Origin of the sequence: Paenibacillus sp. A3, from assembly GCF_001399685.1 — a bacterium.
In the GTDB taxonomy this organism is placed as follows: Bacteria; Bacillota; Bacilli; order Paenibacillales; family NBRC-103111; genus Paenibacillus_G.
Window position 1 is genome coordinate 1 of record NZ_JTHN01000249.1, and the last position, 22,051, is coordinate 22,051.

Genomic DNA, 22,051 nt, shown 5'->3' on the forward strand with positions numbered 1-22,051 from the left:
AACATATCGAGCGCCTGCATGTATACGCCAAACAGTGAGCCGGCCTGCGGCATGCCATCATCAACGGCAAAAAAAGCGGACGCCTTGTACAGGAGCGTCCGCTTTTTGCATGGGTCCTGCATTCATCCGGCTTGCTTCTCCGCCAGCTGTTTAATGTAGAGATTTCGTTTCAGCAAAAAATTCTTCATGTACGATTCCAGAAACATCCGGTCCGCTAGCTTGCCAACAGGCCCTAACGGTGACGTATAATCAAATTCGTCAATCATCAACGTTCCCGAATCGACGGCGCAGAACTCATGTGTATGCCGAAACCGCTTAAATGCGCCCCGGACCATCTCGTCCACAAAATAAAAAGGCGACTCAAACTCCGTTATTTTAGCGGTCAGCCGCTGCTTGATGCCAAAATGGACGGCCTCCCACGTCACCGTCTGTCCCAGCTCGATCAACCCGCTCATGACTCCGCCGACCGCTCTTTCCTTCGTTTGCGAAGTCGATTGGGCATGTACGTCGATGCTTCGCGCCAGATCGAAGCAGGTTTCAATCGGCGCTTCTATGTACAATTCGGATCTGATTACCGGCATATTCGTCCTCCTCTCCAAATCGAACGAAGCGCTGCGTCTTCCACGCCCCCCGGTAACAAACACCTGTTCTGATATTACTACAAAATGGTTATTTGAGCAACGAAACCGTATTTTCTAATGACCAAGAACATGATGCACTGCAACCGCATTCAAGGTGTCGGTGAAAGTCAAAAAGCGCCCGAAACTCACGAAACCCGCGAGTTCAGGCGCTTTTTGGCGGCAGGGTATAAGAGCTGCTGCCCGCTCCTACTCAGCCTTCTCAAACAGCGAGCGGATAACCAGCCGAAGTGTCTGTACGGCCCCCTCGGAGAGTCTCATGTTTGCTGGGAGTTTGCTTTTTCCTTTAATACATTCTCCAGCAGTTCGTTCAGCTTCGTCAGACCATGTACAATATCTTTCAAATCGTTCTCCGACGCGTTCTTCACGAACAGCTCCTGGAAGTCTCTCACGTTCCCGAGAATTTCCACCATCTTATCCCGGGCCGTGTCGGTCAATTGAATCTTGACCACCCGCTGGTCTTCCTTCGTCCTTACGCGCTCGATCATATCCATCGTCTCCAGCCGCGAGCACACTGCCGATACGTTGCTGTCCACCATATTGAGCCGCGCCCCGATATCGCCCACCCGGGTCGGACCTTCATGATGCAGCAGCAGCAAAATGTTGATCGACGGGCCGGTCAGATTGTGTGGAGAGTAATGCTGGCTCACGATCTTCGAATGCTTTGTATCAATGACCCGCAGCAGTTCCCCAATCATGATACAGTAGTCGATTAGACTCATTGCGTATCCCTCACTGAACAATTTATTTATCGCGATAAATATTATTAAAATAAATATTATAACGATAAGGACGAGCCGTCAATCTTTTTCCTGTTTCACCTATGAAACCCATTTATTGCGTCAAAAGAGAACCCACCTTCAACGAATAAGGCTCAGTTTATCTGCATCATGGTGCACGTGGAAATTCAGAAGCTCGTAGGCTGTCATGGCCTGGAGTTTCTCGTGCAGGTCGAAAATAGTAATGTCCCCTTTATGCGTCTTGCCTAAAATTAATCTGGCGCCGCATTCCACGTAAATTCGATGATTTTGCGTCCGGGAAGCCATGGTATAATGAACAATATGGCTTGAAATAAAAAATGCGTGCGACTCGTCCGGCGTCAAATAAGCATCTGTAAGTTCAAAATCATTTTCACCTGCTTCGAGAACAAGGGTTACCCTCTTCAACATGTTCTGCCACTCCTTTTTGTTTTAGTTCCGCAGAAGTACCAAAGATGAAGTTGCAAAAAGAACGTTGATATCATGACCGTTAAACGTTCATATCACCACTATAACAATTGATCGTTAAACGGTCAATAGATTACTTATTATCTTTTTGCTATATTTATTTCTAGTGGAATGTGAATAGGAGCTTATTGATATGGATATTAACGATGTGAGATTACACTGTCATCTTGGTGACATCATCAAGAAGAAAAATATCTCGGCGCTTAAACTCTCAACCGAAATTAAATATCGCCGATCAACAATCAATGACTTGATTAATAATGTCGATATGGAAAATAAACGAATTCCTGCGGAACTTATAGCCAAATTGTGCGCTTATTTTAACATCACTCCAAATGAACTTTTTAGCGTAATACAAAAAGACGGCAGCCGATCGGAATAAGGGAGTTAACCTCTGACCGACAAGCTGCCGTCTTAATTTATTTTCCATATACCATTCCCACTTTCAAGCTTACAAACAAAATACCCCCCAACGATTATTCCGAAAAATAACGTCAAGAGGTACCTAAAGCACAACCCCATTCTCGGGTTGTTACCGTTTATTTAAAAACTGCTTTGACAGAGCCTCAATCCTCGCAAGGCTGAGCCAGCGCTTCTTCCTCCGGCTTCGTACGGAAGCTGGAGCCGCAGCCGCATGTGGCTACCGCATTCGGGTTATGAATGCTGAACCCGCCGCCGATACCGGTGTCTTGAAAATCGATCTCCACGCCGTACAAATATTTGGCGCTCTCTTCGTCCACGACGACCTTCAGTCCGTGGATGTCCATGACTTTGTCGCCTTCCTGCTCGTTGTCGTCAAAGCCCATCCCGTAGGAAAAGCCGCTGCAGCCGCCTTCCTTGACGCCCACGCGCAGGAACATATTCGGAGCTTCCTCCGCCGCGAGCATTTCTTTAATTTTATCGCAAGCCGTTTCGCTGATTTTAATCATATCGCCATACCTCCCTTACCTGCTCGAAAATGTACTTCTATATAGAAGTATACTCCTTCCGGCCTCGGTCCTCAAGGGCTGCCTCATTTGCGGTTGTCCGTTTTATCGGCTTCATAATATCGAAGCAGCAATTGGTCCAATTGTCTGCTGCAGTGCTGCACTTCCGGATGCATGAACCCGAGCTGATTGCCTAAGCTTACCATCTGCTCACGCATGTCTTCGATTTCTTCGGAAATGGAGGCCTGCTCATCGAGAGCTGGAGTAAGCAACTTGGCACCGTCCTACCCAATGTTATTTCAATCTAACAGTATACTAGACTCCTCTGCCCATGAAAATAGGAACTAAACCCTATCTTGTTCGTTTTTACAACAGGAATATAGTTTTAACGATTCATGTATTGCCCCTCTACGGCAGTAGGTTTATAATAAGGAGTATTGTTTATCACACGTGTCATTCGGGAGAAACACATTGTCGGTCTGACCAAGCGCTCAAGCGAAGCTTCGTATTTCATGGAATACGTCCAAGCTTCGCCTGCCTGTGTGTCCTTGGCCGGTTGACCATGTGCAAGCTTTCACAGCTTCCGCCGGCTCGCCCGCAGCAGACTGTGAAAGACGCATTCCCAGTATCGTTTGCACAACTTCATCGACAGAGCGTCCCGTCAGCGGAAACCAGGGGCGCCTGACCCATTTACGGAGGTGGCTAAACCATGAGTATGATTATCAACAGCCAGGAAAGGCGCATGGCCGAAATCGCCGAAAAAGTGGAGCACGGAGAGCGTTTGACCCTGGAAGACGGCGTTTTTCTGTACGAAACGGACGATTTATTAACCATCGGACAATTAGCAAACCAAGTGAACCTGAAAAAGAACGGCAAAAAAGTGTATTTCGTCGACAACATGAGCCTGTACTTCACCAATGTGTGCGAGGAGCACTGTGCGTTCTGCCATTTCCGCCGCGACGAAGGCGAGGACGGCGCGTATACGCTGACGGCTGAGCAAATGTTCGATTACATCGACAAGCACTACCACCCGAACATGCGGGAATTCCACATTACGGGCGGCCACAATCCGAACGTGCCGTTTCAATATTATGTCGACTGTATCAAGGGGCTGAAGCAGCGCTATCCGAATGTGACCATCAAGGCCCACACGGCGGCAGAAATTGAGTTTTTTTCCCGGCTCAGCGGGTTAAGCTATAAAGAAGTGCTGCAAACGCTGATGGATGCCGGACTCGGCACGATGCCGGGCGGGGGCGCGGAGATTTTGTCCGAGCGTTACCGCAAAAAAATGCACTTGGTCGACAAAGCATCCACCGAAGCGTGGCTGGAAGTGCATCGCACCGCGCATCAACTCGGTATGAAAACGCACGCCACCATGCTGTTCGGCTCCATCGAGACGTTCGAAGAACGGATCCGGCATATGATGTACCTGCGCGAGCTGCAGGACGAAACCGGCGGCTTCATGGTCTTTATACCGAACTCGGTTCAGCCGGCCAGCGTCAATGCCAGCATCAAGCGCCGGGTATCGGCCTTCGACAATCTGAAGACGATTGCGATCAGCCGTCTGATGCTGGACAACATTCAGCATGTCAAAGCTTATTTCATCAATCTCGGTACGCAGCTTACGCAAATCGCCCTGACATTTGGCGCTTCGGACGCCCACGGCACGATTATCCAGGAACGCATCAGCCATGCCGCTGGAGCGACCTCGCCGGAAGGCATGACACGGGACGAACTGGTTTGGCTCATTCAAGGAGCCGGCCGCATTGCCGTCGAGCGCGATACTTTCTATAACGAGATCAAGGTCTACTAATTAAGTCATAAGAGAAAGGGTTAACCGTTGTATGAAAAAACTTGTCATTTTGGGCGGAGGCTACGGCGGACTGACGGTAGCGAAAGAATTGCTGGAAGGAGACATCCCGGCCGATACGGTGATGATCATGGTCGACCGGATGCCTTATCAGGGATTGAAGACGGAATATTACGCACTTGCTGCCGGAACGGTGTCCGAACAAGACATCCGGGTGCATTTTCCGGTAGATCCGAGATTGATTCTGAAATACGGCGAAGTCACGGCTGTCGATCCCGAGCAGAAGGTGATCCGTTTCGCGAACGACGAACCGCTGTCGTACGACTGGCTGGTTATCGCGCTCGGATGCGTGGACAAATACCATAACATTCCCGGGGCGGAGGAATTCTCGAACAGTATTCAGTCGTTGTCCGCAACCCGCAAAACATACCAGGCTTCCAACGATGCGGCTCCTTACGGTCAGATCACTATTGTCGGAGGCGGTCTCAGCGGCGTAGAAATGGCTGCGGAGCTGCGCGAAAGCCGGCCGGACTTGAACATCCGCATCCTGGACCGCGGCGCCAGCGTCCTGTCTCCGTTCCCGGAAAGGCTGCAGCGGTATGTGCGCGAGTGGATGCTGGAGCACGACATCGAGCTGCGCTCGCACGTATCGTTAAGCCGCTTGGAAAGCGGTCTGCTGTATAACCAGCAGGAAATCATTCAGACCGACATTACCATCTGGACCGCCGGCATTCAGCCCAGCCCAATCGTGCAAAACTTGAATCTGCCCAAGGACAATCAAGGACGGTTAACGATTAACGAATACCACCAGTTGCCCGATTATAATGAAATTTACGTCGTCGGCGACTGTGCGGCCCTGCCCTTCTCCCCGAGCGGACAAGCGGCAGAAGCGCAAGGCAAGCAAGTGGCGGAAGTACTGCAAGCCGTATGGAAAAATGAAACTCCCCGGCTCGGTAAAATCAAGCTCAAGGGAGTTCTCGGATCGCTCGGCAAAAAAGCCGGTTTCGGCCTGATGGGCAAACGGACGGTCATGCTCGGCATGGTGCCCCGCGCTTTGAAGAGCGGCGTGCTCTGGATGTCGAAGCGCCATCTGGGGTAAACTTTATTCGTCTTGAAAGAGATCGAGCATATCCTCGATCTCTTTTATTTTAAGCTGAATAGCCGCCTCCAGCTCCTCTGCGGTGGCTGCCGCTACGATCTCGCCGTTCACCAGCGCGAACGGAGCCAAATAGCATTCGCCGCAGTTGCCGAGACATCCATACTCGATCACGTCGTATTCCGGATTTTGTTCCAGCTCCTGCATCAGTTTGGCTGTCCCGTGGTGCATATTGTTCGTACAAAATTCAATGATCGGTCTCATCGCACTTCGCCTGCCTTACAGCCATTTTAATTTTCGATCGATTGTACTATAATAAAATAAGAAGGGAGATGATGCAAATGAGCGAGAACACTCAGCAAGGCACCATGTACGACGAGGTTCTTGAAGTTCTAGATAAGCTGCGCCCGTTCCTGCAACGCGACGGCGGCGACGTAGAGCTGGTCGACGTTGAAGACGGCATCGTTAAACTGCGCTTGATGGGCGCTTGCGGCAGCTGCCCGAGCTCGACCATCACGCTGAAAGCCGGTATCGAGCGCGCGCTGCTTGAAGAAGTGGAAGGCGTTCAAGAGGTTATGCAAGTATTCTAATGCATTGACCGCCGGATCGCAGTCCTACGAAGAACAGCCCCGAGCCCGCATGCTCCATGCGCCGCTCAGGGCTGTTTTTTTGTGCCGCTTGCGGCCGTTTGCACGGACCCGCTGCCGATCATGGCGCGGATCGGGTCCAGTCCTCCGGACACGTCCATAATGTTGCCGGTAATGAAATCCGAGCGCTCCTCGCATAAAAAGGCGATGACCCGAGCGATATCCTCTCCCGTTCCGGGGCGTCCGCGTGGAGATTCGTCATCCTGCAAATGCTCCACCTCGCCGATCGTCCGCTCTTTATTCGCGCCGCGAATGTCCCCCGGACATATCATGTTGACCGTAATCCCTTCCGGCGCTTCTTCCACGGCCAACGTTTTCGTGAAGGAGACGAGACCGACTTTGGCTGCCGCATAGGCGGCCCGGTGCGGCCATCCCCGCGCCTCCGCCGCATGGCCGAAGCCGAAGTGAATAATCCGGCCCCACTGCTTGTGCCGCATCATTGGAATAACCAGATGATCCAAATGCATCACGCCAAGCAGATTGCCCTGCATCAGCTCGTTGATTTCCCCAAGTTCATACTCCATAAACAGCCGGCGCTCGCGGATGAACGGACCGGCGTTGTTAATCAAAATATCGATCGAACCGAAATGGCCGACCGCTTCCTGCACGAGCCTTTCCCTGTCCTCGGGAACGGCTACGCTTCCCTGAACCGCCTCGCAGCGCACACCCTTGCCGCGGATCGCCTCGCGCAGCTCGAACGCTTCCTTCTCGCTGTGCACGTAATTGAGCACGATATCGCTTCCCCGTTCGGCAAGCAGGAGCGCGGTCATTTTACCAAGACCTTTGGCGCTTCCCGTAATGAGGGCGGTTTTCCGCTGCTCCTTCATGCTCCCACCTCCCGCTTCTCGTTCGTTCCCGTTCTATACAAAGTATAGTGCAAGCCGGAGAGCGATTCAACTTAATCCGAAACGCAACTTCAGCCCGTCCCGGATCACCGGACCACATAACGAAATACGGTCGTCACCGAGCGGAACGCCATGTCGCAGCCTTGCTCGAGATCGGCCAAATTTCCGCGGACATCCTCCGTCTCGGAACGCAGCCGTTCCCCGTATTTCGCTTCCTCCGCTTTCATCAGATCGTCCAGCAGGTCGGCGTTAATCGTATGGATTTCCATGTTGCGCTGATTCCGCAGACGCGTAAGCGGCTCTTTGTAGCTCGTTTTAAGCTCGTAGAGCCTCGCCTCCAAATCGGTAAACAGCTTATGTTGATGCATATTGCGAAGCACAGTGAAATATGAGAACCGCGATTTGATTTTTTCGGTCTTCAAAGCAAACCGTTCGTTCATAAAATGCCCGAGCTTATCCAGCACGGCGAACAGACGAATCAGTGCGTTGTTGTAATAATATAAATGGCGGTGGTAATCGTCCAGCTCTTCGCGTTCCATCCGGTCGACGAATGCTGTTTTCACACGCTCCCCGTAACGGGCAGCCGCATACTGGCTTTGCTCCAATTCATCCAATGCCCGCAGAAAGCTTTGGCACCAGATCCCATAACGGCGCTCTTGCGGAGTCGGAGCTGCACCCTTTTTTGTCCGGGTGACGGTTCGCAAATATCCCCGGATCGCCTCGTTGGCCTCAAGCAGCAGCCCGCTGTCCTGCCGGGGCGGCTCGCCAAAAATCGCTCTTAACATAGGTGTCCCCATCCCATCCCGTTGTCCCATTCAGTATACCCGATCCCGTTTTGCAAAAACAATCGCATCTGCAAAAAAAACGACAGCGGCGCATGGCCCTGGGTAAAGGACACGCCGCTATCGTCGGTTGCTTTCATGATATTAAGCAAAATATTCGCTCCACCTGGAATCGACCAGCTTCACGATATCTTCCCGCGGGAAAAGCTCGTCCGGGTAACCGGGCTTCATCCGGGCATCGATCACGAGCGGCAGCTCGTAGCCTATATGATGACGCTTGACCTGCGTGCGCGCGTAAATATCGGCCGCCGGGTTAAAGCGGGTGAACACCGTCCACAGAAACGCCGTCTGGTCGCCGGCAATGGACGTCTCGTCCGCGACGATGACAAGCGGCCACTGGGCCAGACGATCTCCCGCCTCTTCCGCCAACCGGTTAGCCAATCCGGGATCGTCCGTATAGGAGGCGCCGGAGACGACGAGACAGCCGCGGCAGTAGACGGCGGCAGCCGAAATGCCCGGCAGCTCCCCGCCCATATAGACGGCCGGCAGCTCCCGCTTCGGCTCGCCGACGCCGACCAGTACCGCTTTGCTTCCGTGGTTAAGCCGGTCGCCGGTATAATCGAGCGTATCGTGCGACGTATTGCCGAATACGTACAAGTCCTGCAGCGGATCGAACCGCTCCAGCACCGTTTCCAGCAACGTCGGAAAACGTTCCAAGTCTAACTCCCGATCCGTCACTATCAAAAATTTCGTCAGCGACAGCTGGCCCTCGCCGAGAATACGGAACGCCGAGACGATCGCTTCACGGCTGTAGCTTTCACGGACAATTGCCGCGGCAAGCGCATGAAATCCGGTTTCGGCATACGTCCACAGGTCTTTGACCCCCGGCATCGCCATCGGGAAGGCAGGCGACAGCAGCTTCTGCAGAAACTCTCCGAGATAGTAATCCTCTTGTCTCGGCTTGCCGACAATCGTTGCCGGATAAATCGCATCCTTACGATGCCATACATGGCTCACGTTGAACACCGGAAAATCGTGAGTCAGCGAATAATAGCCGTAATGATCACCGAACGGACCTTCGGGACGGCGCACATGCGGCGCTACCGAGCCGCGAATCGCAAATTCCGCCTCGGCGACGAGACGATGTCCACCTTTCGGATCAGCCACGAGCGGAAGCTTCTGCCCCATAATCAGCGAGGTCAGCAGCAGCTCCGGTAAATGCTCGGGCACCGGCGCGATCGCCGATGCGATCAAGGCCGGCGGTCCGCCGAGAAAAACCGTCACCGGCAGCGCTTGTCCTCGCTTCTCCGCTTCGTGGTAATGGAAGCCGCCGCCCTTATGAATTTGCCAGTGCATGCCTGTTGTCCGGTCGTCGTATACTTGCATCCGGTACATGCCCAGGTTATGATGACCGTTCTCCGGATGCTCGGTATATACAAGTGGCAGCGTAACGAACGGTCCTCCGTCTTCCTGCCAGCTCGTTAATACGGGAAGCCCGGCAAGCGGCGCGTCGGTCTTGCACTGCTGCAACACCGGAGCGGCGTCGGAGGACACGTTTTTGGTCCCGACTTTGAGCAGGTCCAGAAGAAGCTGCCGCTGGTCCCAGACCGCCTTCGGCGTCGGCGGAAGCAGCGTATCCTTCGCCGCGATAATATCCTTCATCAGCTGCTCGGGACGCGGCCCGAACGCGAGGTCTACCCTCCGGCTTGTGCCGAACAGATTCGTTACGACCGGGAAGGAAGCGCCTTTTACATTGGTAAACAGCAGCGCAGGCCCTTGCTCGTCGATGACCCTGCGGTGAATTTCGGCAAGCTCCAAATTCGGATCGACCGGCGCGGAGATGACTTTTAATTGATTTTCCTTACGAAGCGCTTCCAGAAAGCTGCGTAAATTTTCGAATCTCATGGCCGAGCGTCTCCCTTCTTTCATCCCACGAAGTGAAATAGATCATTGCTAAAGGTCCCCCAAGAGGACTTATAGTAAAAAGAGAGGCTTACGGCAGCCGAGGAGCCGCGTAAGCCTGTACCTTCCCCTCTGCCGCATGCAGAGACGTTATCCCCAAGTAACATAGGACGCCGAACAAGCAGGAGATCAACAGCGCATGCAGCATGCTGGCGACCAGATAAATGTCGTATCCCATGGAGAGCGTAACAAAGCCGCCGCTTAAAATTTGTAGGATGATCAACACCAGCGATAAGCGGGCCGCCCGATAGATCGAGCTATCCGTATGCGCCTGCATCCGCACGACCAGGAATAGCACCAGAATGGCGATCCCCAGTACCGCAGCCGCGGCGCGGTGCATGAATACGATGCCGGTCGCCCCGGTCAGCTCCGGAATGACTTGTCCGTTGCACAAGGGCCAGCCGATACAGCCGCCGGTCGATTCGGTATGCCGGACGAAGGCGCCCAAATAAACGACGACATAAGAGTAGATCAAAATGCCCCAAATGGCGGCACGCACCCCGCGGGTCAATCTCGTTCCGTCGCCGCGGTGCATCGCCTCTCCGAATTTCGTGTATACCAGGTACAGCAGCAGCGTAAAGGCAAACGACAGCAGCGAGAAGCCGAAATGCAGCGCAAGCACCGGCCCGGATTGCGGCCATACGACGGCCATGGCGCCGAGGATCGCTTGCAGCACCGTGAACGCCATCGCCCCGCCTACGTACCATTTGGCATCCTTGCGATGGCTGTACAGCAGCACAAGAATGGTCGTAGCGAGCAAAATCATCCCCACAATGCCGACCACAAAGCGGTGGCTGTACTCAATCATCGATTCGATCGTATAAGCAGGAACGAACTTTCCGTTGCACAGCGGCCAATCGTCGCCGCAGCCCCGGCCCGATTCCGTTTTCGTTACCAACGCGCCCATCAGTAAGATCAAAAACATGCCGGCCATGCTCGCAAAAGATAAGCGTTTTAACCAACGTTGTATGTTCATGCGTAACATTCACCCGCTTCTTCTATAAAATACGTCTATCAAAATTTGTCGACAACATTAGACAAAAGCGAACGTCCAACCCCTATTATAGCGATAAAAACTACCTAAATCCATGCGGAAATGTTACAAAGCCTTGAAACCGGACGAAACGGCTGCACCGCCCTCTGAACGAACAAAAGCCCGCCCGGAACGGTTTCCGGCGGGCTTTTGAGCTTTGGCCCTATATGGCTGTTACTTTTGCAAGGCGTTCGATACTTCCAGCGCACGGTCCAGGAACTGCTCGATCTCGTCACGCGTTTTGCGCAGCTTGCTGACAAAACGGACAAGCTCTTGCCCGTCGCGGAACGCGATAAAGCTCGGGATGCCCAAAATGTTCAATTCCGAGCAAAGGTCCGGCAAATCGTCGCGGTCAATATGAATGAAGTTCAGGCGATCTTGGTACGCTTCCTCCACTTGAGGCATGAACGGATCGATGAAATGGCAATCCTTGCACCAGGTCGTTTTGAAAACAGCAACGGTCGGCTTGGAGCCGGCGATTACTTCTCTAAATCGTTGTTCGGTTGTCACTTGTTCCACGGAAAGCACCGCCTTCGGTCATCGTTTTTCGCTATTTCTTTCGCTTACCCCACTTATAGCACTCGGAGCGGCTTCTGTCAATCTTCCGTAGGCGGGCCCAATTTCATTGCAAAATTAAAATTTCCACTTCATCCTACTTTACAATTATTACTAAAAGTGATATCATAAAAATATCAAAGCAATATAACACCCTCAAACAAAAGGAGTGCTTGCGATGAAGGAAAGAAAAGCATGGGTGATGAACGGATTTGTCGGGCTGCTGCTGGTGCTTGCGCTGGTCGGAGGAGGACTTTTTCTGCTGATTACCGAAGCTTCACCCGCTCTGGGTATCGTCTTGATCGTCCTGTCGGTGCTGCCGCTATCCTCATTGACGGTCATTCAACCGAATCAGGCGATGGTCGTGACGTTCTTCGGCAGCTACGCCGGAACGCTGCGCGAGAGCGGTATGTGGGTAACAGTTCCGTTCTCCGGACGTAAAAAGGTATCGCTGCGCGTCCGCAACTTCAACAGCGCCAAGTTAAAGGTGAACGATATCGACGGCAATCCGATTGAAATCGCCGCCGTCGTCGTCTTCCGCGTCGTCGATTCGGCCAAAGCCAGCTTCGATGTCGACAACTATGAGCAGTTCGTTGAAATCCAAAGCGAAACCGCACTGCGGCATGTAGCCAACAAATATCCGTACGATTCCTACGAGAACGGCTACTCCTTGCGCGGCAACTCCGAAGAGGTTGCCCAAGAGCTGAGCCGAGAGCTGCAAGATCGCCTGTCGGTAGCCGGCGTCGAAGTCCTTGAAGCGCGTTTGACGCATCTGGCTTATTCCACGGAGATCGCGAGCGCCATGCTGCAGCGTCAGCAGGCAACGGCGATCATCGCCGCCCGGGCCAAAATTGTAGAAGGTGCCGTCGGCATGGTGCAGTTGGCTATCGCCCAATTGCAGCAAGAAGGCGTCATCGAGCTTGACGAAGAACGCAAAGCCGCCATGATCAACAATCTGCTCGTCGCCATCGTGTCGGACCGTTCCGCCAATCCGGTCATCAATACGGGAAGCTTGTACTGACGGTCGCCATGGCCGGCAAAAAAAATTTCCCGCTGCGGCTTGATCCGAAGCTGTACGAAGTGCTGGAAAAATGGGCGGCAGACGAGTTCCGCAGCGTCAACAGCCACATCGAATACCTGCTGCGCGAGACGGCTGCCCGAGCCGGTCGGCTGCCCTCCCCCCGGTCGCTGGGACCGGGAACGGAGACGAAAGCCCCGACTTCCGATTCAACCCAGGATTAAGCCTGATCCTCGTATATAAAATAAGAAACAGCCCCCCATCTTTCCGAGGCGGAGTCGGATGGGAGGCTGTTTTTTGCTTCCAGGGCCGGAATAGTCCGGCCGTTCAAGCACATATTAAGGATGAAGCCAAATTAATCGCGGGTAATTTTAACGGTTTGCGTTTCTTGCTCCCAGCCTACTTTCGCTCCGAGACCTTCGGAAACGACGCGAACAGGAACATAAGTAACGCCTTCTACGAGAACGGCCGGCTTCTCCAGCTTCACGGTCTTGCCGTTAACAGTAGCTTCGTCGCTGCCGATCGTTAATACGAGCACCGCGCCGTTGAGTGGATCGGTCACTTTGACTTGCTTGGTTGCCTCATCCCACTTCACGTCGGCATCCAGTTCCTCGACGACGAAACGCGCCGGAACCATAATCGTGCCGTTGTCGTTATACGGGAGCGTGCCGAAAGAAAGCTCTTTGTCTTCGCCGACGATCATGCTGATATTTTTCTTCGTTACGCCAAGATCGTCTTTCAGCAGCTTATACAGCTGGGAGTTCGGATCAAGCGATGCGACGAATTTGCTTGCCCTCATGCGGCCGTCCGCACCGTTCATTTCGATAACGCCGCCGGCGGTATCAATCGTAGCCGCCTGTACCGGCTTGTTCACGTTCCACACTTCATAGACCGACGTGATTTTGACGCTTTTCAAGCCGTCTCCCTTGCCTTGTGGAAGGGTGAAACCAATTTCCGTGTTCGATTTGCGGGTTACGTAATCTTTGTCTACATACAGGTCCATCTTAAGCGATTGATTGTCGCTCAACCAAGCTTTCGCTTCCGGACCCATCGCGTCGACCGACGTGTCGAAATCCTTGAGCATTTGCTCCAAGTGGGTTTTAAGGAACGTATGAATGAATTCTACCGCCAGCGCTTTATTGTTCAAATAAGGCGTGAGCGTGTCGTTCATCGAATTGGCCTCACTCTTGCCGGCTTCCTTGGCTACTTCCTTCAAAATCGGCACGTACAGATCATACAGCACGCCGATAAAATCTTTCAGGCCTTGATCGTCGGCGAGCACGTTCGTCAAGAAGCCTTTCACCAAACCAAGCAGCTCGTTGCCGTAAATTTCGGCATGAACCTTTTGCAGGGTCAGCGCTTCGCCGTTTACGGTTTCGTTCACTTCCGCAGCCGTAATTTTGCTCGGGTTCGGGAAGTTGCGGGTGAAGAACGACGTGAGCGAAGGCATCGCTTCGACCGCCTTCTTGCTAAGCTGCTGGAGCTGCTCCTGCACTTCCTTCGGAAGCTCGGCAGCGGAGCCGTTCATCGCTGTCGCGCTGTTGCGGATCACGATCGGCTTTTTCGCGCCTTCGATTTTGAGCGTGTAATTCATGTCGGACATGACCAGCTCGAACGGCACGCGGCCCTTCTGATACTCGAATGCACCTTTCATAGACATATGCAGCTGATCTTGCATCTTCATCTCGGTAATATCAATTTTCACCTTGCTGAACAGCTCGAAAACCCGCTTGCCCTCCAGCGACATCGTGACCGCCGGGTCCGGCGTCAGCTCAAGCGTCACCGTTTGCTTGCCTTCCGAAGATTTGACGGCCAAGCTTCCGGCCATCGCCTTGCCTACGTCGACATTGCCGACCGGTTGGCAGCCGGCGAGCAGGATCAGGATGCCGACCAGCACGAGGCTGAGCATGGCGTTCCAACGTTTTGTTCTCATCGGGAACCTCCTAAAAATATGTACTATAATGCATGCAACCTACCGTCTTATACGAAATAATTGGCAGAACGTTGCGCACGTGCATATGGAATTATACGACAGCAGTTTGGAAAATCCTTTTTTTTAAGGCGGGAGGTTTCGGATCATGAACCGGGGAAAATACCGTTGGAACGGCATCGATCTGCTCCATAAGCTGGCGGATTTGCCACAAGAAGCGGTAGAGTGGATCAAAGGAAAAGCGCAAACGGTAGCGCATGAAAAAAAGCTGCTGGCCGCAGCGCATCGCATTCCGATCGATCCGCTTTCGGTCGAAACGCTGCGCAAGCGGCTGGAATGGAAGCTTGCACTGCAGGAAGGGAACGCGGAGCCGGCAAAAGAAACCCCGGAGACCGGGCCTGAGGCCAAAGAAGAGGAGCAGGAGCTGCTGGAGCGCATCATACGTGAGCGGGACGTGCACATCCGCAACAACGTAACGCGTACCGCGGCTTATTTGCATATGTACCGGGAGCATCCCGAGCTGCATTGGGCGTTTCTGGCCCATATGGTGTCGCGCAACGGGGGCTGGAGCATGACGGATCTGCGGGGAGATCTGCTGCCGTTTCTGCTGAACGAAGAGCAGTGCGAGAACGTCTTCGCTTTTTTAGAAAGGGCCAACGCGCTCATCTTCCGGGACGCTTACCCGCAGCTTCTGCTGTACCGGGCGAGCCTGCAGCTGAAACGTCCGTTGTTTCATCTGCTTCCCCGGCTCGGCGTCTCGCGCTTTATGCGCCCGGTCTGGGACCGCTTCTGGATCGAGCGGGAATCCGGGCTGCTCACCATCGCCTTAATCATCAATGAGCAGCATTATATTGAGGAGCGCGTCGTCCGTCACCCTTCGTTTCAAAGCACCGTGCTTGACACGTTGTTTTTTCAGACGCAGACGCTGCTTCAGCTGAACCAGGTTGTGTTTCCATATGTTCAAGGCGAACGTATACGGCTCGCAGGTCTGATTCTGGAAAACTTCAGTAGCGTGCGGGAGCGCATCGAGGTCGGCAAAAAGCTGTATGCTATTCTATTCGGGATACGTGCGGTAGCCGAAGGCGCTCGGGCATTCGCCTGCGGACGCCGTCACAGCGGCTCCCGCGCGGATTACTGGCCGCACCTGTTCGCACCCGTTCGCAAGGAGCCGCCCCGGCCCCGCGGCCAGCTGCTGGAGCGGCTTGACGGCTGCAAGCTGCGGCCCGGCGCGGCCCCGCTGTACAGCCCGGCGCTGACGGATGCATGGAAGGACAGAGACATCGAACCGCCCGTCCCCGGAGATTGGTTCCGCGATCTGTCCGTCCTTGACTATTTTAAGGAAATCAGTGCGCCGTTCTCCTTCGAAATGACGCAGGAATGCGGTATCGGTCTGAAAAAAATCGAGCTTGCCGTGCTCGCCAGCGATCTGCTCGTTTAATGGGCAGGCTCCGTCGGGCGCGCTTACTGCTCCCGGAAGCCGTAACGCTGCGCCGCGCTCTCGTAGAGCCAGCCTTTGGCGACCTGCAGCGCCGTCTCGCGGTCGATCCAGCCCCGCTCCGTCTGCTCGAAGAGAAACTCGGCCATCAGCCGTTTGACGAGCGCGATTTTGCCGTAGCTCCATTCAATGCAGCGCGCGTCGGAGACGATAAGCGAGCTTTTGAGCGCAGGCAGCGCCTCCAGCCGGTACTGCATCGCATCGCGGTATGTGCTGGCGCGGAAATTGAACCACCACTGCCCGCCCGTGTGCACATTGGGAAAATTCCACGCGGCTTGGACGATGTCCAGGTTGTTCAGCTCCGAGGCGACCACCAACTCGAACGGAATGGCATAACGCTCGAACAAGCCGGACAGCTTGACGATCTTAAGCGGATCGTTGACAGGAGTCGCGGTACCGCACCAGGACCGTTCCACGCCCACGAAGATTTGCACCATCAACCCGTGACGCTCGGCCGCTTCGCACACCGCATGCAGAAGCATCATCAAGATCTGGTCCTCCGTCGCACCGGCTTTCAACGAATACGAGCGGTTGGCGCTGGCCTCGAAAGCGGGCAGCGTCGTCATCACGCCCGGGCACCCCTGTTCCCGGTATGATGCGAACAGTGTATTTATGCTTTGCCTCGCTTCTTCATACGCTTCCTCCGGCTGTGCCGACGCCGCTATGTTGCGGGTCCACTGCGGCAGCTTGCCGTCGATCCGCGGAAGCAAAATCGCGTCGCGCTTCATGCCGACAAACTTCGCGTGGTCCGGGTGATTGACCACGAAGGCGCGGACGTTCAGCTTGTCCGCCACCTGCTGCGCCCAGCCCGCCTTGTGAGCCGACGCCCGCACCGCCTCATCGGCTTCGTAGACGGAGCGCTCGTCACGAAGCTCGATCCCGTACAGCTGCTTGAAAATATACGTGACGGTCCAATTCATCAGCGTATTCCGTGTGGCGCGGTACGCCTTCATGAAAGCTTCGATGCGCTCCTTCCCCGGCAGCTCCGCCGCGTCGGCGGGATATCCGCCCGCCTGCATTTCCCGGTTAAACCAGAAATAATGGGCAATGTCCCAAAAGCTCTGCGCACACAGCTTGTCCCCGATCAAATGGGTATGCGTATCCAGCGTTTCGATTCCTTCGACTTCCGCAATCCACGTTTCCCGCGCGGTCATGACGGATCTCCCCTTCCCTAATCCCTTGATCTCTTCATCATACTACTTGTTCGGATAGGAGAGGATGGATTTGTTTTGGAATCGGCTGTATTTTTTTAGGCTTGCCGGCCCCGACAGCCCGTTACAATCCTTCGCTCACAGGCCTTTCCCCGCCTCGCGCTCTTTTGTCCCAAGGCTTCACGGACAGCAGGACGGACGAAGCGACGATAAACAGACCACCCATGATTTGAAAAAATTTCAATGGCTCCGCAAGCCAAAGCATCGAAACGACGATCGTCACGAGCGGCTCCATGACAGACAGCGTGTTCGTTTCGGCGGGCTCCAGGTAATGAAGGCTTTCCAAATAAAACAAAAAGGCCAGACACGTACCGAACAAGACGATAAACAGCACGAGAATCCAGGAGATGGCGTCCATGCCCTGTACAGCCGAGTAAAAGCCCCCCGAGACAGGCAGTGCGTTAAACACGATCCCGCCGATCAGCATCCCCCAGCCCAACACAAGCGTGCCGCCCCAGCGGCGGATGAGCGGAACCGGAAACAACGTATAGAAGGCGAACGCAGCAGCCGTGGCCAGCCCCCAGCCGACGGCTTTGAGCGACAAGGAAATCCCTTGCAGCGACCCGTTCGTGACCATGAAAAACAACCCGATGATACAGAGCGAAACCAGCACCGCCTCGATCCAGGTCGGCAGCTTCCGCTTCTTGAACGCCAGCACGATCATAACGACCGCCGGGCTCAAAAATTGAAACAAGGTAGCCGTCACGGCATTCCCCGTTTCGACGGTGCTGATGAACGCGTACTGCAGCACCATGATCCCGCAAACCGAAAAGATGATTAAAGACAGGACCATGCGAAGATCGGTCCAAACCTTCCATATATTCTGCTTTCTGACCATGGCGATCAATAGCAGGATGACACCCGATAGCATGAACCGGAATTGCAGAAGCGCCGTGGACGACATTTTCTGATGGGAAAACAACCATTCCATCATGGGGGACGACAATCCCCAGCAGCCGGCACCGACAATGATGAGCGCCAGCCCGAGATTTCTTCCTCGATACGACTTTTTCAACATGCTGCTTATGTCCTTTCCTGTCTGTGTTTTTTCGATTATAATCATTATTTGAACGGATCATAAGCTTCAGTTTTATGCAAAACGATGAGGTCAGTTTAAGGGAGGGGCATCGTTCATGGACATGTTCACGGTTCATTTGGACCCGGGACGGAAGCAGCCTTTATACGATCAGCTCTACATGCACATTAAGCGGGAAATTGAGTCGGGGCATCTTTCCTACGGGACGAGACTGCCGTCCAAGCGCAAGCTGGCCGGATATTTGCGCATCAGCCAAAATACGCTCGAAACCGCCTATCAGCAGCTGGTTGCGGAAGGCTATGTCGAAGCGGTTCCGAAGCGCGGATTTTTCGTCAGCAAAACGGACGAGGTGCTGCGGATCGGCGCTGAAGCCCCGATACCCGCTCTGCGAATGCTTTCAATGGACACGGACGCCATCGTTCCCCGGTACGATTTTTCGCCGACCAGTATCGATTTGGACGTGTTCCCTTTTACCGTATGGAAGAAGCTGGCTAAAGAAACGATTCAATCCGAGCACAAGTCGCTGCTGCAGCTTGGGCATCCGCAGGGAGACGAAAGGCTTCGCAGCACGATTTCCCAATACCTGTACTACTCCCGCGGAGTTTCCTGCACCCCGGAGCAAATTATCGTCGGCGCCGGAACGGAGAGCCTGTTTCAGCTGCTGCTGCAAATTTTGGGCCGGGACAATTCGTTCGCCGTCGAGAATCCGGGATATTACCGGATGTACCGCATTCTCCGAAGCTACGGCATTGACGTTCAGCTGCTGCCGCTGGATGAAGAGGGCGTCGACGTTGCGCAGCTTGCGGACGGACGCTCGAACATCGTGTACACGACACCCTCCCATCAGTTCCCGATGGGCATGGTCATGCCGGTCAACCGCCGGATGCGGCTGCTCCAGTGGGTCAACGAACGGGATGGCCGATATATCATCGAGGACGATTACGACAGCGAATTCCGCTACAGCGGCAAGCCGATCCCTTCGCTGCACGGGATGGATTCGAGCGGCAAAGTGATCTATATCGGCACGCTGTCGAAGCCGCTGTCCCCTTCTCTGCGCATCAGCTATATGGTGCTGCCCGGCCGGCTTCTGGAAGTGTACCGCACGCATTACATTTCTTATGCCTCGACCGTTTCTCGCATCGATCAGCACGTCCTGTACCAATTTATCAAGGAAGGGCATTTCGAGAAGCACTTGAACAAGATGCGCCGCATTTACAAAAGAAAAAGGGACCGGCTTGTAGCGGCAGTACGCAGGTTTCCCCAGCCCGTCGACATTATCGGGGAAAACGCCGGCCTGCACCTGCTCCTGAAGGTGCGCAACGGCCTGAGCGAGGAAGAACTGGTATCCCTCGCGAAGGGAGCGGGCATCAAGGTGTACGGCATCTCCGGCTATTGCTTCGAGCCTGTGCCCGAAGGTTCGGACCCGGTCATCCTGCTTGGCTTCGCCGGGCTATCTGAGGCAGACATCGACGCTGCGGCGAGGATTTTGGAGCAAGCTTGGTTTTCCGTAGAGCCTCCATCGAACAAAGCATAAAAGATTCCATGTCTTTCTTAATTTCTTCAATACCCATCGCAGCCCGAATCGGATATGATCATTACGAAATCGGAATTACCCCTTTTCCCAAAAAACGGAGGGATCACCGCGAATGAAAAAATACCGTTTGAGCGAGCTGCCGGACGCCCGCGAAGGGCATATTCTGAATCAGGTGCTGCCAGGCGCCTATGTATCCTCGGGCGGCCTGGCGTTCAGCAAGCCGGGCGAGCGCAGCCACACGAACGAAGGGCCGGACGGCCGGGACTATCACGTCCATACGGACTGTGAGGCGTTCCTGATCGTGCAAGGCCGCGGGACAATGGAGATCGACAAGACGTTCCACCCTGTAGCCGTAGGCGATATTATCGTCGTGGAGCCGGGGGAAGATCATCACCTGCACTCCAGCATCGATGAGCCGATCGTGACCCTTTGGTGCCATGCCGGCCCGATACGGCACAAAAATCAGCAGCCATGAGCGGCGAACAGCCGTCCGGGTGGTGCGGCGTACGCTGCAATGATAACGTTCTCATCGAGGCCGCTTCCTGACAACGAATAGCCCCGAACCTCCGCAGCAGCATCTGCTTGGAAGGTTTGGGGCTATTTTCATAATCGTCTATCAGCGCTAACGCTTCGCTTAGCGCTTTTCTTGCTGCGTCGTGCGGCCCAAACGGGCGAGCAGCGGCTTCGCCAGCATCCGGAGCGGTCCGGGCAGATGCTGCAAATCGTGCAGCGTCATGACCCGCGTCAGGAAGAGCAGGACAGGGTAAGCCCCGCCGGCGATCGCACAGATGATCAAGGATTGTACCATATCGTCCCAGCGTTCGATGCCGAACGGATGGATGTAGGCAACACAAAGCTGCTCCAGTCCATAGCCGATCAGGCAGATCAACGCCGTCGTCGCCGCGAGCGACAGCCAGCGGCGCAGGCCGAACACCCGGAACGGCACGGCGGACCGCAGCACTGCCAGGTTGAGCCACGTCATCACGATGAAACACAGAGCGGTGGACGCGATGATGCCGTAGATGCCCCAGTACGGAGCCAGCGCATAGCTGCCTGCCAGCTTGACTGCGATGCCAAGGATTACGCTTATCACGAGCGGCCTCATGCGGCCCATCCCCATCAGTGCCGCGCCCGAGGTCTGCATGACGATCTGGAACATCGCGCTAACGGTGAGCAAGGTGATGATCGGAGCGGCATACGTATCGACAATCGGCGAGCCGGTCGTATTTCCGAAAATAAATCCGTTAATCGGACGGGCCGCCAGACTGATGAGCAGCACCATCGGCAGGCCGGAAAGAATCGATAATTGCAATACTTTGGCCGTCTGATCGGATACCTGCTTCATGTCCCTTTGCGAATACGCCGACGAAATAATCGGAACGACTGATTGGCTGAGCGCTACGGCGAGAATGATCGGAATGCCTGCCAGCGATTGCGCCCGGCCGGTCAAGATCCCGAGGATTTCCCGGGCGGCCTCCTCACCGAGCCGATCTTTAAGCAGCAGGGTAACGATCGACGAATCGATCGTATAAATCAACGTAACGGTCATCGAGAAAATGACGATCGGCACGGACAGCTTGAACAGCTGCGCATAGATCGCTTTGAATGTCAGCGGTGCGGCACCCGTGCTCTCCTCGGCGGTGTCTCCCCCCCCCGCAGAGCGTTCGCGGCGGTCGCTTTGCTTCAGCCGCATCGCATAGTACAGCATCACGGCCGCAGCAGCGATGCTGCCGACCACGCCGCCGAACGAAGCTCCCGCAACGGCATAGTCCAAGCTGTGGGTGAGCAGCAAATAAGCAAGCGCCACCGAAGTGACGACGCGGAACAGCTGTTCGATGATTTGCGATATGCCGTTCGGCATCATCATCCGGCGTCCCTGGAAGTAGCCGCGCATGATAGCGATCAGCGGAAACAGCAGCAGCGCCGGTGCGATGGCCTGGATCGGCAGCGCCGCCTGCGGGTTAAGGATGCTGTCGGCAAAATACGGCGCTGCGGCGTACAGCAGTACGGTCATCAGCACGCCTGCGCAGACGGCGAACCACAGCGCCGCCTTGTAGATCCGGTCCGCCTCCGCATGCCGGCCGAGCGCGCTCAGCAAAATGATCTCCGAGAAGACCGCGCTCGGCCGGCATGCGGAGGCGGACCGGATCTACAAGGCGGCGCTGTGGTTCGCCGTCTGCGCAGGCGTGCTGATGACCGTACTGCTGTACGCCGCAGCGCCGTATTTTGCCGACAGCATCCTTAACCCGCAGGCGGCGCTGCCGATCCAGGCCATCGCACCGGCGCTGCTGCTGTTTCCGCTGATCG

General features: G+C 54.7%; 25 protein-coding genes and 1 pseudogene. 10 read left to right on the forward strand and 16 right to left on the reverse strand.

Translation table 11 applies throughout. The annotated features are described in order from the left end of the window. Nucleotides 1–122: 122 nt before the first annotated feature. From QJ48_RS31245 to QJ48_RS31255, 3 genes are all read right to left on the reverse strand, one after another. Nucleotides 123–581: an SRPBCC family protein gene (locus tag QJ48_RS31245; RefSeq protein ID WP_054977245.1), complete on the reverse strand. Its 459-nt coding sequence runs from the start codon at nt 579–581 to the stop codon at nt 123–125. A gap of 314 nt (nt 582–895) precedes the next feature. Continuing rightward, the gene (locus QJ48_RS31250; RefSeq protein ID WP_054977246.1) at nt 896–1,360 is read right to left on the reverse strand and encodes a MarR family winged helix-turn-helix transcriptional regulator; all 465 of its coding nucleotides are present in this window, start codon (nt 1,358–1,360) and stop codon (nt 896–898) included. A 138-nt stretch (nt 1,361–1,498) separates the two neighbouring features. Next, nucleotides 1,499–1,807 carry a hypothetical protein gene (locus tag QJ48_RS31255; RefSeq protein WP_054977247.1) on the reverse strand — a complete coding sequence of 103 codons (309 nt, stop codon included), beginning with the start codon at nt 1,805–1,807 and terminating at the stop codon, nt 1,499–1,501. Between the two features lie 190 nt (nt 1,808–1,997). Between QJ48_RS31255 and QJ48_RS31260 the strand changes: the two genes are divergently transcribed. Further along, nucleotides 1,998–2,246, forward strand: coding sequence for a helix-turn-helix transcriptional regulator (locus tag QJ48_RS31260; RefSeq protein WP_054977248.1), 249 nt, complete (start codon nt 1,998–2,000; stop codon nt 2,244–2,246). Between the two features lie 184 nt (nt 2,247–2,430). Here QJ48_RS31260 and QJ48_RS31265 read toward each other — a convergent pair whose 3' ends face one another. Continuing rightward, nucleotides 2,431–2,793: an iron-sulfur cluster assembly accessory protein gene (locus QJ48_RS31265; RefSeq protein WP_054977249.1), complete on the reverse strand. Its 363-nt coding sequence runs from the start codon at nt 2,791–2,793 to the stop codon at nt 2,431–2,433. An 83-nt stretch (nt 2,794–2,876) separates the two neighbouring features. After that, nucleotides 2,877–3,062 (reverse strand): aspartyl-phosphate phosphatase Spo0E family protein, encoded by a 186-nt coding sequence (locus tag QJ48_RS31270; protein ID WP_036679471.1) that lies wholly within the window; start codon nt 3,060–3,062, stop codon nt 2,877–2,879. 437 nt (nt 3,063–3,499) lie between these two features. Between QJ48_RS31270 and mqnE the strand changes: the two genes are divergently transcribed. Together mqnE and QJ48_RS31280 are read left to right on the forward strand one after the other, a co-directional pair. Further along, on the forward strand, nt 3,500–4,603 hold the full coding sequence (gene mqnE / locus QJ48_RS31275; RefSeq protein ID WP_054977250.1) for an aminofutalosine synthase MqnE: 1,104 nt from the start codon (nt 3,500–3,502) through the stop codon (nt 4,601–4,603). Nucleotides 4,604–4,634: 31 nt separating this feature from the next. Next, nucleotides 4,635–5,699: an NAD(P)/FAD-dependent oxidoreductase gene (locus QJ48_RS31280; RefSeq protein ID WP_054977251.1), complete on the forward strand. Its 1,065-nt coding sequence runs from the start codon at nt 4,635–4,637 to the stop codon at nt 5,697–5,699. Between the two features lie 3 nt (nt 5,700–5,702). Here QJ48_RS31280 and QJ48_RS31285 read toward each other — a convergent pair whose 3' ends face one another. After that, complete coding sequence (locus tag QJ48_RS31285) at nt 5,703–5,960, reverse strand: YuzB family protein (RefSeq protein ID WP_054977252.1); 258 nt, start codon at nt 5,958–5,960, stop codon at nt 5,703–5,705. Between the two features lie 77 nt (nt 5,961–6,037). Here QJ48_RS31285 and QJ48_RS31290 point away from each other — a divergent pair, with 77 nt between their 5' ends. Continuing rightward, nucleotides 6,038–6,286 (forward strand): NifU family protein, encoded by a 249-nt coding sequence (locus tag QJ48_RS31290; RefSeq protein ID WP_054977253.1) that lies wholly within the window; start codon nt 6,038–6,040, stop codon nt 6,284–6,286. Between the two features lie 65 nt (nt 6,287–6,351). Here QJ48_RS31290 and QJ48_RS31295 read toward each other — a convergent pair whose 3' ends face one another. The 6 genes from QJ48_RS31295 to QJ48_RS31315 form a co-directional block, all read right to left on the reverse strand. Beyond that, on the reverse strand, nt 6,352–7,170 hold the full coding sequence (locus tag QJ48_RS31295) for an SDR family oxidoreductase (protein WP_054977254.1): 819 nt from the start codon (nt 7,168–7,170) through the stop codon (nt 6,352–6,354). 104 nt (nt 7,171–7,274) lie between these two features. Continuing rightward, nucleotides 7,275–7,973: a Cthe_2314 family HEPN domain-containing protein gene (locus QJ48_RS31300; RefSeq protein WP_054977255.1), complete on the reverse strand. Its 699-nt coding sequence runs from the start codon at nt 7,971–7,973 to the stop codon at nt 7,275–7,277. Further along, a complete protein-coding gene (locus QJ48_RS37165; RefSeq protein ID WP_157261817.1) occupies nt 7,967–8,122 on the reverse strand; it encodes a hypothetical protein in 156 nt (51 codons plus the stop codon). Before QJ48_RS37165 ends, QJ48_RS31300 begins: the two co-directional genes overlap by 7 nt. Beyond that, nucleotides 8,115–9,875 (reverse strand): UbiD family decarboxylase, encoded by a 1,761-nt coding sequence (locus QJ48_RS31305; protein ID WP_054977256.1) that lies wholly within the window; start codon nt 9,873–9,875, stop codon nt 8,115–8,117. The genes QJ48_RS37165 and QJ48_RS31305 overlap by 8 nt, the downstream gene beginning before the upstream one ends. An 88-nt stretch (nt 9,876–9,963) precedes the next feature. Beyond that, nucleotides 9,964–10,917 (reverse strand): heme A synthase, encoded by a 954-nt coding sequence (locus QJ48_RS31310; protein WP_054977257.1) that lies wholly within the window; start codon nt 10,915–10,917, stop codon nt 9,964–9,966. Between the two features lie 222 nt (nt 10,918–11,139). Next, nucleotides 11,140–11,484, reverse strand: coding sequence for a co-chaperone YbbN (locus QJ48_RS31315; RefSeq protein WP_025850086.1), 345 nt, complete (start codon nt 11,482–11,484; stop codon nt 11,140–11,142). Nucleotides 11,485–11,698: 214 nt separating this feature from the next. Between QJ48_RS31315 and QJ48_RS31320 the strand changes: the two genes are divergently transcribed. Then, entirely contained in the window at nt 11,699–12,541 is an 843-nt protein-coding gene (locus QJ48_RS31320) for an SPFH domain-containing protein (RefSeq protein WP_054977258.1), read from the forward strand. Nucleotides 12,542–12,549: 8 nt separating this feature from the next. Further along, nucleotides 12,550–12,762, forward strand: coding sequence for a hypothetical protein (locus QJ48_RS31325; RefSeq protein WP_054977259.1), 213 nt, complete (start codon nt 12,550–12,552; stop codon nt 12,760–12,762). A gap of 131 nt (nt 12,763–12,893) precedes the next feature. Here the strand turns inward: QJ48_RS31325 and QJ48_RS31330 are convergent, their stop codons facing one another. Next, the gene (locus tag QJ48_RS31330) at nt 12,894–14,471 is read right to left on the reverse strand and encodes a copper amine oxidase N-terminal domain-containing protein (RefSeq protein ID WP_054977260.1); all 1,578 of its coding nucleotides are present in this window, start codon (nt 14,469–14,471) and stop codon (nt 12,894–12,896) included. 145 nt (nt 14,472–14,616) lie between these two features. Between QJ48_RS31330 and QJ48_RS31335 the strand changes: the two genes are divergently transcribed. Further along, the gene (locus QJ48_RS31335; RefSeq protein ID WP_054977261.1) at nt 14,617–15,906 is read left to right on the forward strand and encodes a DUF2515 domain-containing protein; all 1,290 of its coding nucleotides are present in this window, start codon (nt 14,617–14,619) and stop codon (nt 15,904–15,906) included. Between the two features lie 23 nt (nt 15,907–15,929). Here QJ48_RS31335 and QJ48_RS31340 read toward each other — a convergent pair whose 3' ends face one another. Both QJ48_RS31340 and QJ48_RS31345 read right to left on the reverse strand, forming a co-directional pair. Then, complete coding sequence (locus QJ48_RS31340; protein WP_054977262.1) at nt 15,930–17,117, reverse strand: hypothetical protein; 1,188 nt, start codon at nt 17,115–17,117, stop codon at nt 15,930–15,932. 121 nt (nt 17,118–17,238) lie between these two features. After that, nucleotides 17,239–18,192 carry a DMT family transporter gene (locus QJ48_RS31345; RefSeq protein WP_054977263.1) on the reverse strand — a complete coding sequence of 318 codons (954 nt, stop codon included), beginning with the start codon at nt 18,190–18,192 and terminating at the stop codon, nt 17,239–17,241. Between the two features lie 115 nt (nt 18,193–18,307). On the opposite strand from QJ48_RS31345, the gene QJ48_RS31350 reads away from it, so the two are divergent. Together QJ48_RS31350 and QJ48_RS31355 are read left to right on the forward strand one after the other, a co-directional pair. Further along, nucleotides 18,308–19,744 (forward strand): PLP-dependent aminotransferase family protein, encoded by a 1,437-nt coding sequence (locus QJ48_RS31350; protein WP_054977264.1) that lies wholly within the window; start codon nt 18,308–18,310, stop codon nt 19,742–19,744. 112 nt (nt 19,745–19,856) lie between these two features. Next, nucleotides 19,857–20,219 (forward strand): cupin domain-containing protein, encoded by a 363-nt coding sequence (locus QJ48_RS31355; RefSeq protein WP_054977265.1) that lies wholly within the window; start codon nt 19,857–19,859, stop codon nt 20,217–20,219. Between the two features lie 159 nt (nt 20,220–20,378). Here QJ48_RS31355 and QJ48_RS31360 read toward each other — a convergent pair whose 3' ends face one another. Beyond that, on the reverse strand, nt 20,379–21,842 hold the full coding sequence (locus tag QJ48_RS31360) for a polysaccharide biosynthesis protein (protein WP_054977266.1): 1,464 nt from the start codon (nt 21,840–21,842) through the stop codon (nt 20,379–20,381). A 1-nt stretch (nt 21,843) separates the two neighbouring features. On the opposite strand from QJ48_RS31360, the pseudogene QJ48_RS39035 reads away from it, so the two are divergent. Beyond that, nucleotides 21,844–22,051, forward strand: a pseudogene (locus QJ48_RS39035) (polysaccharide biosynthesis protein); the annotation flags it as partial.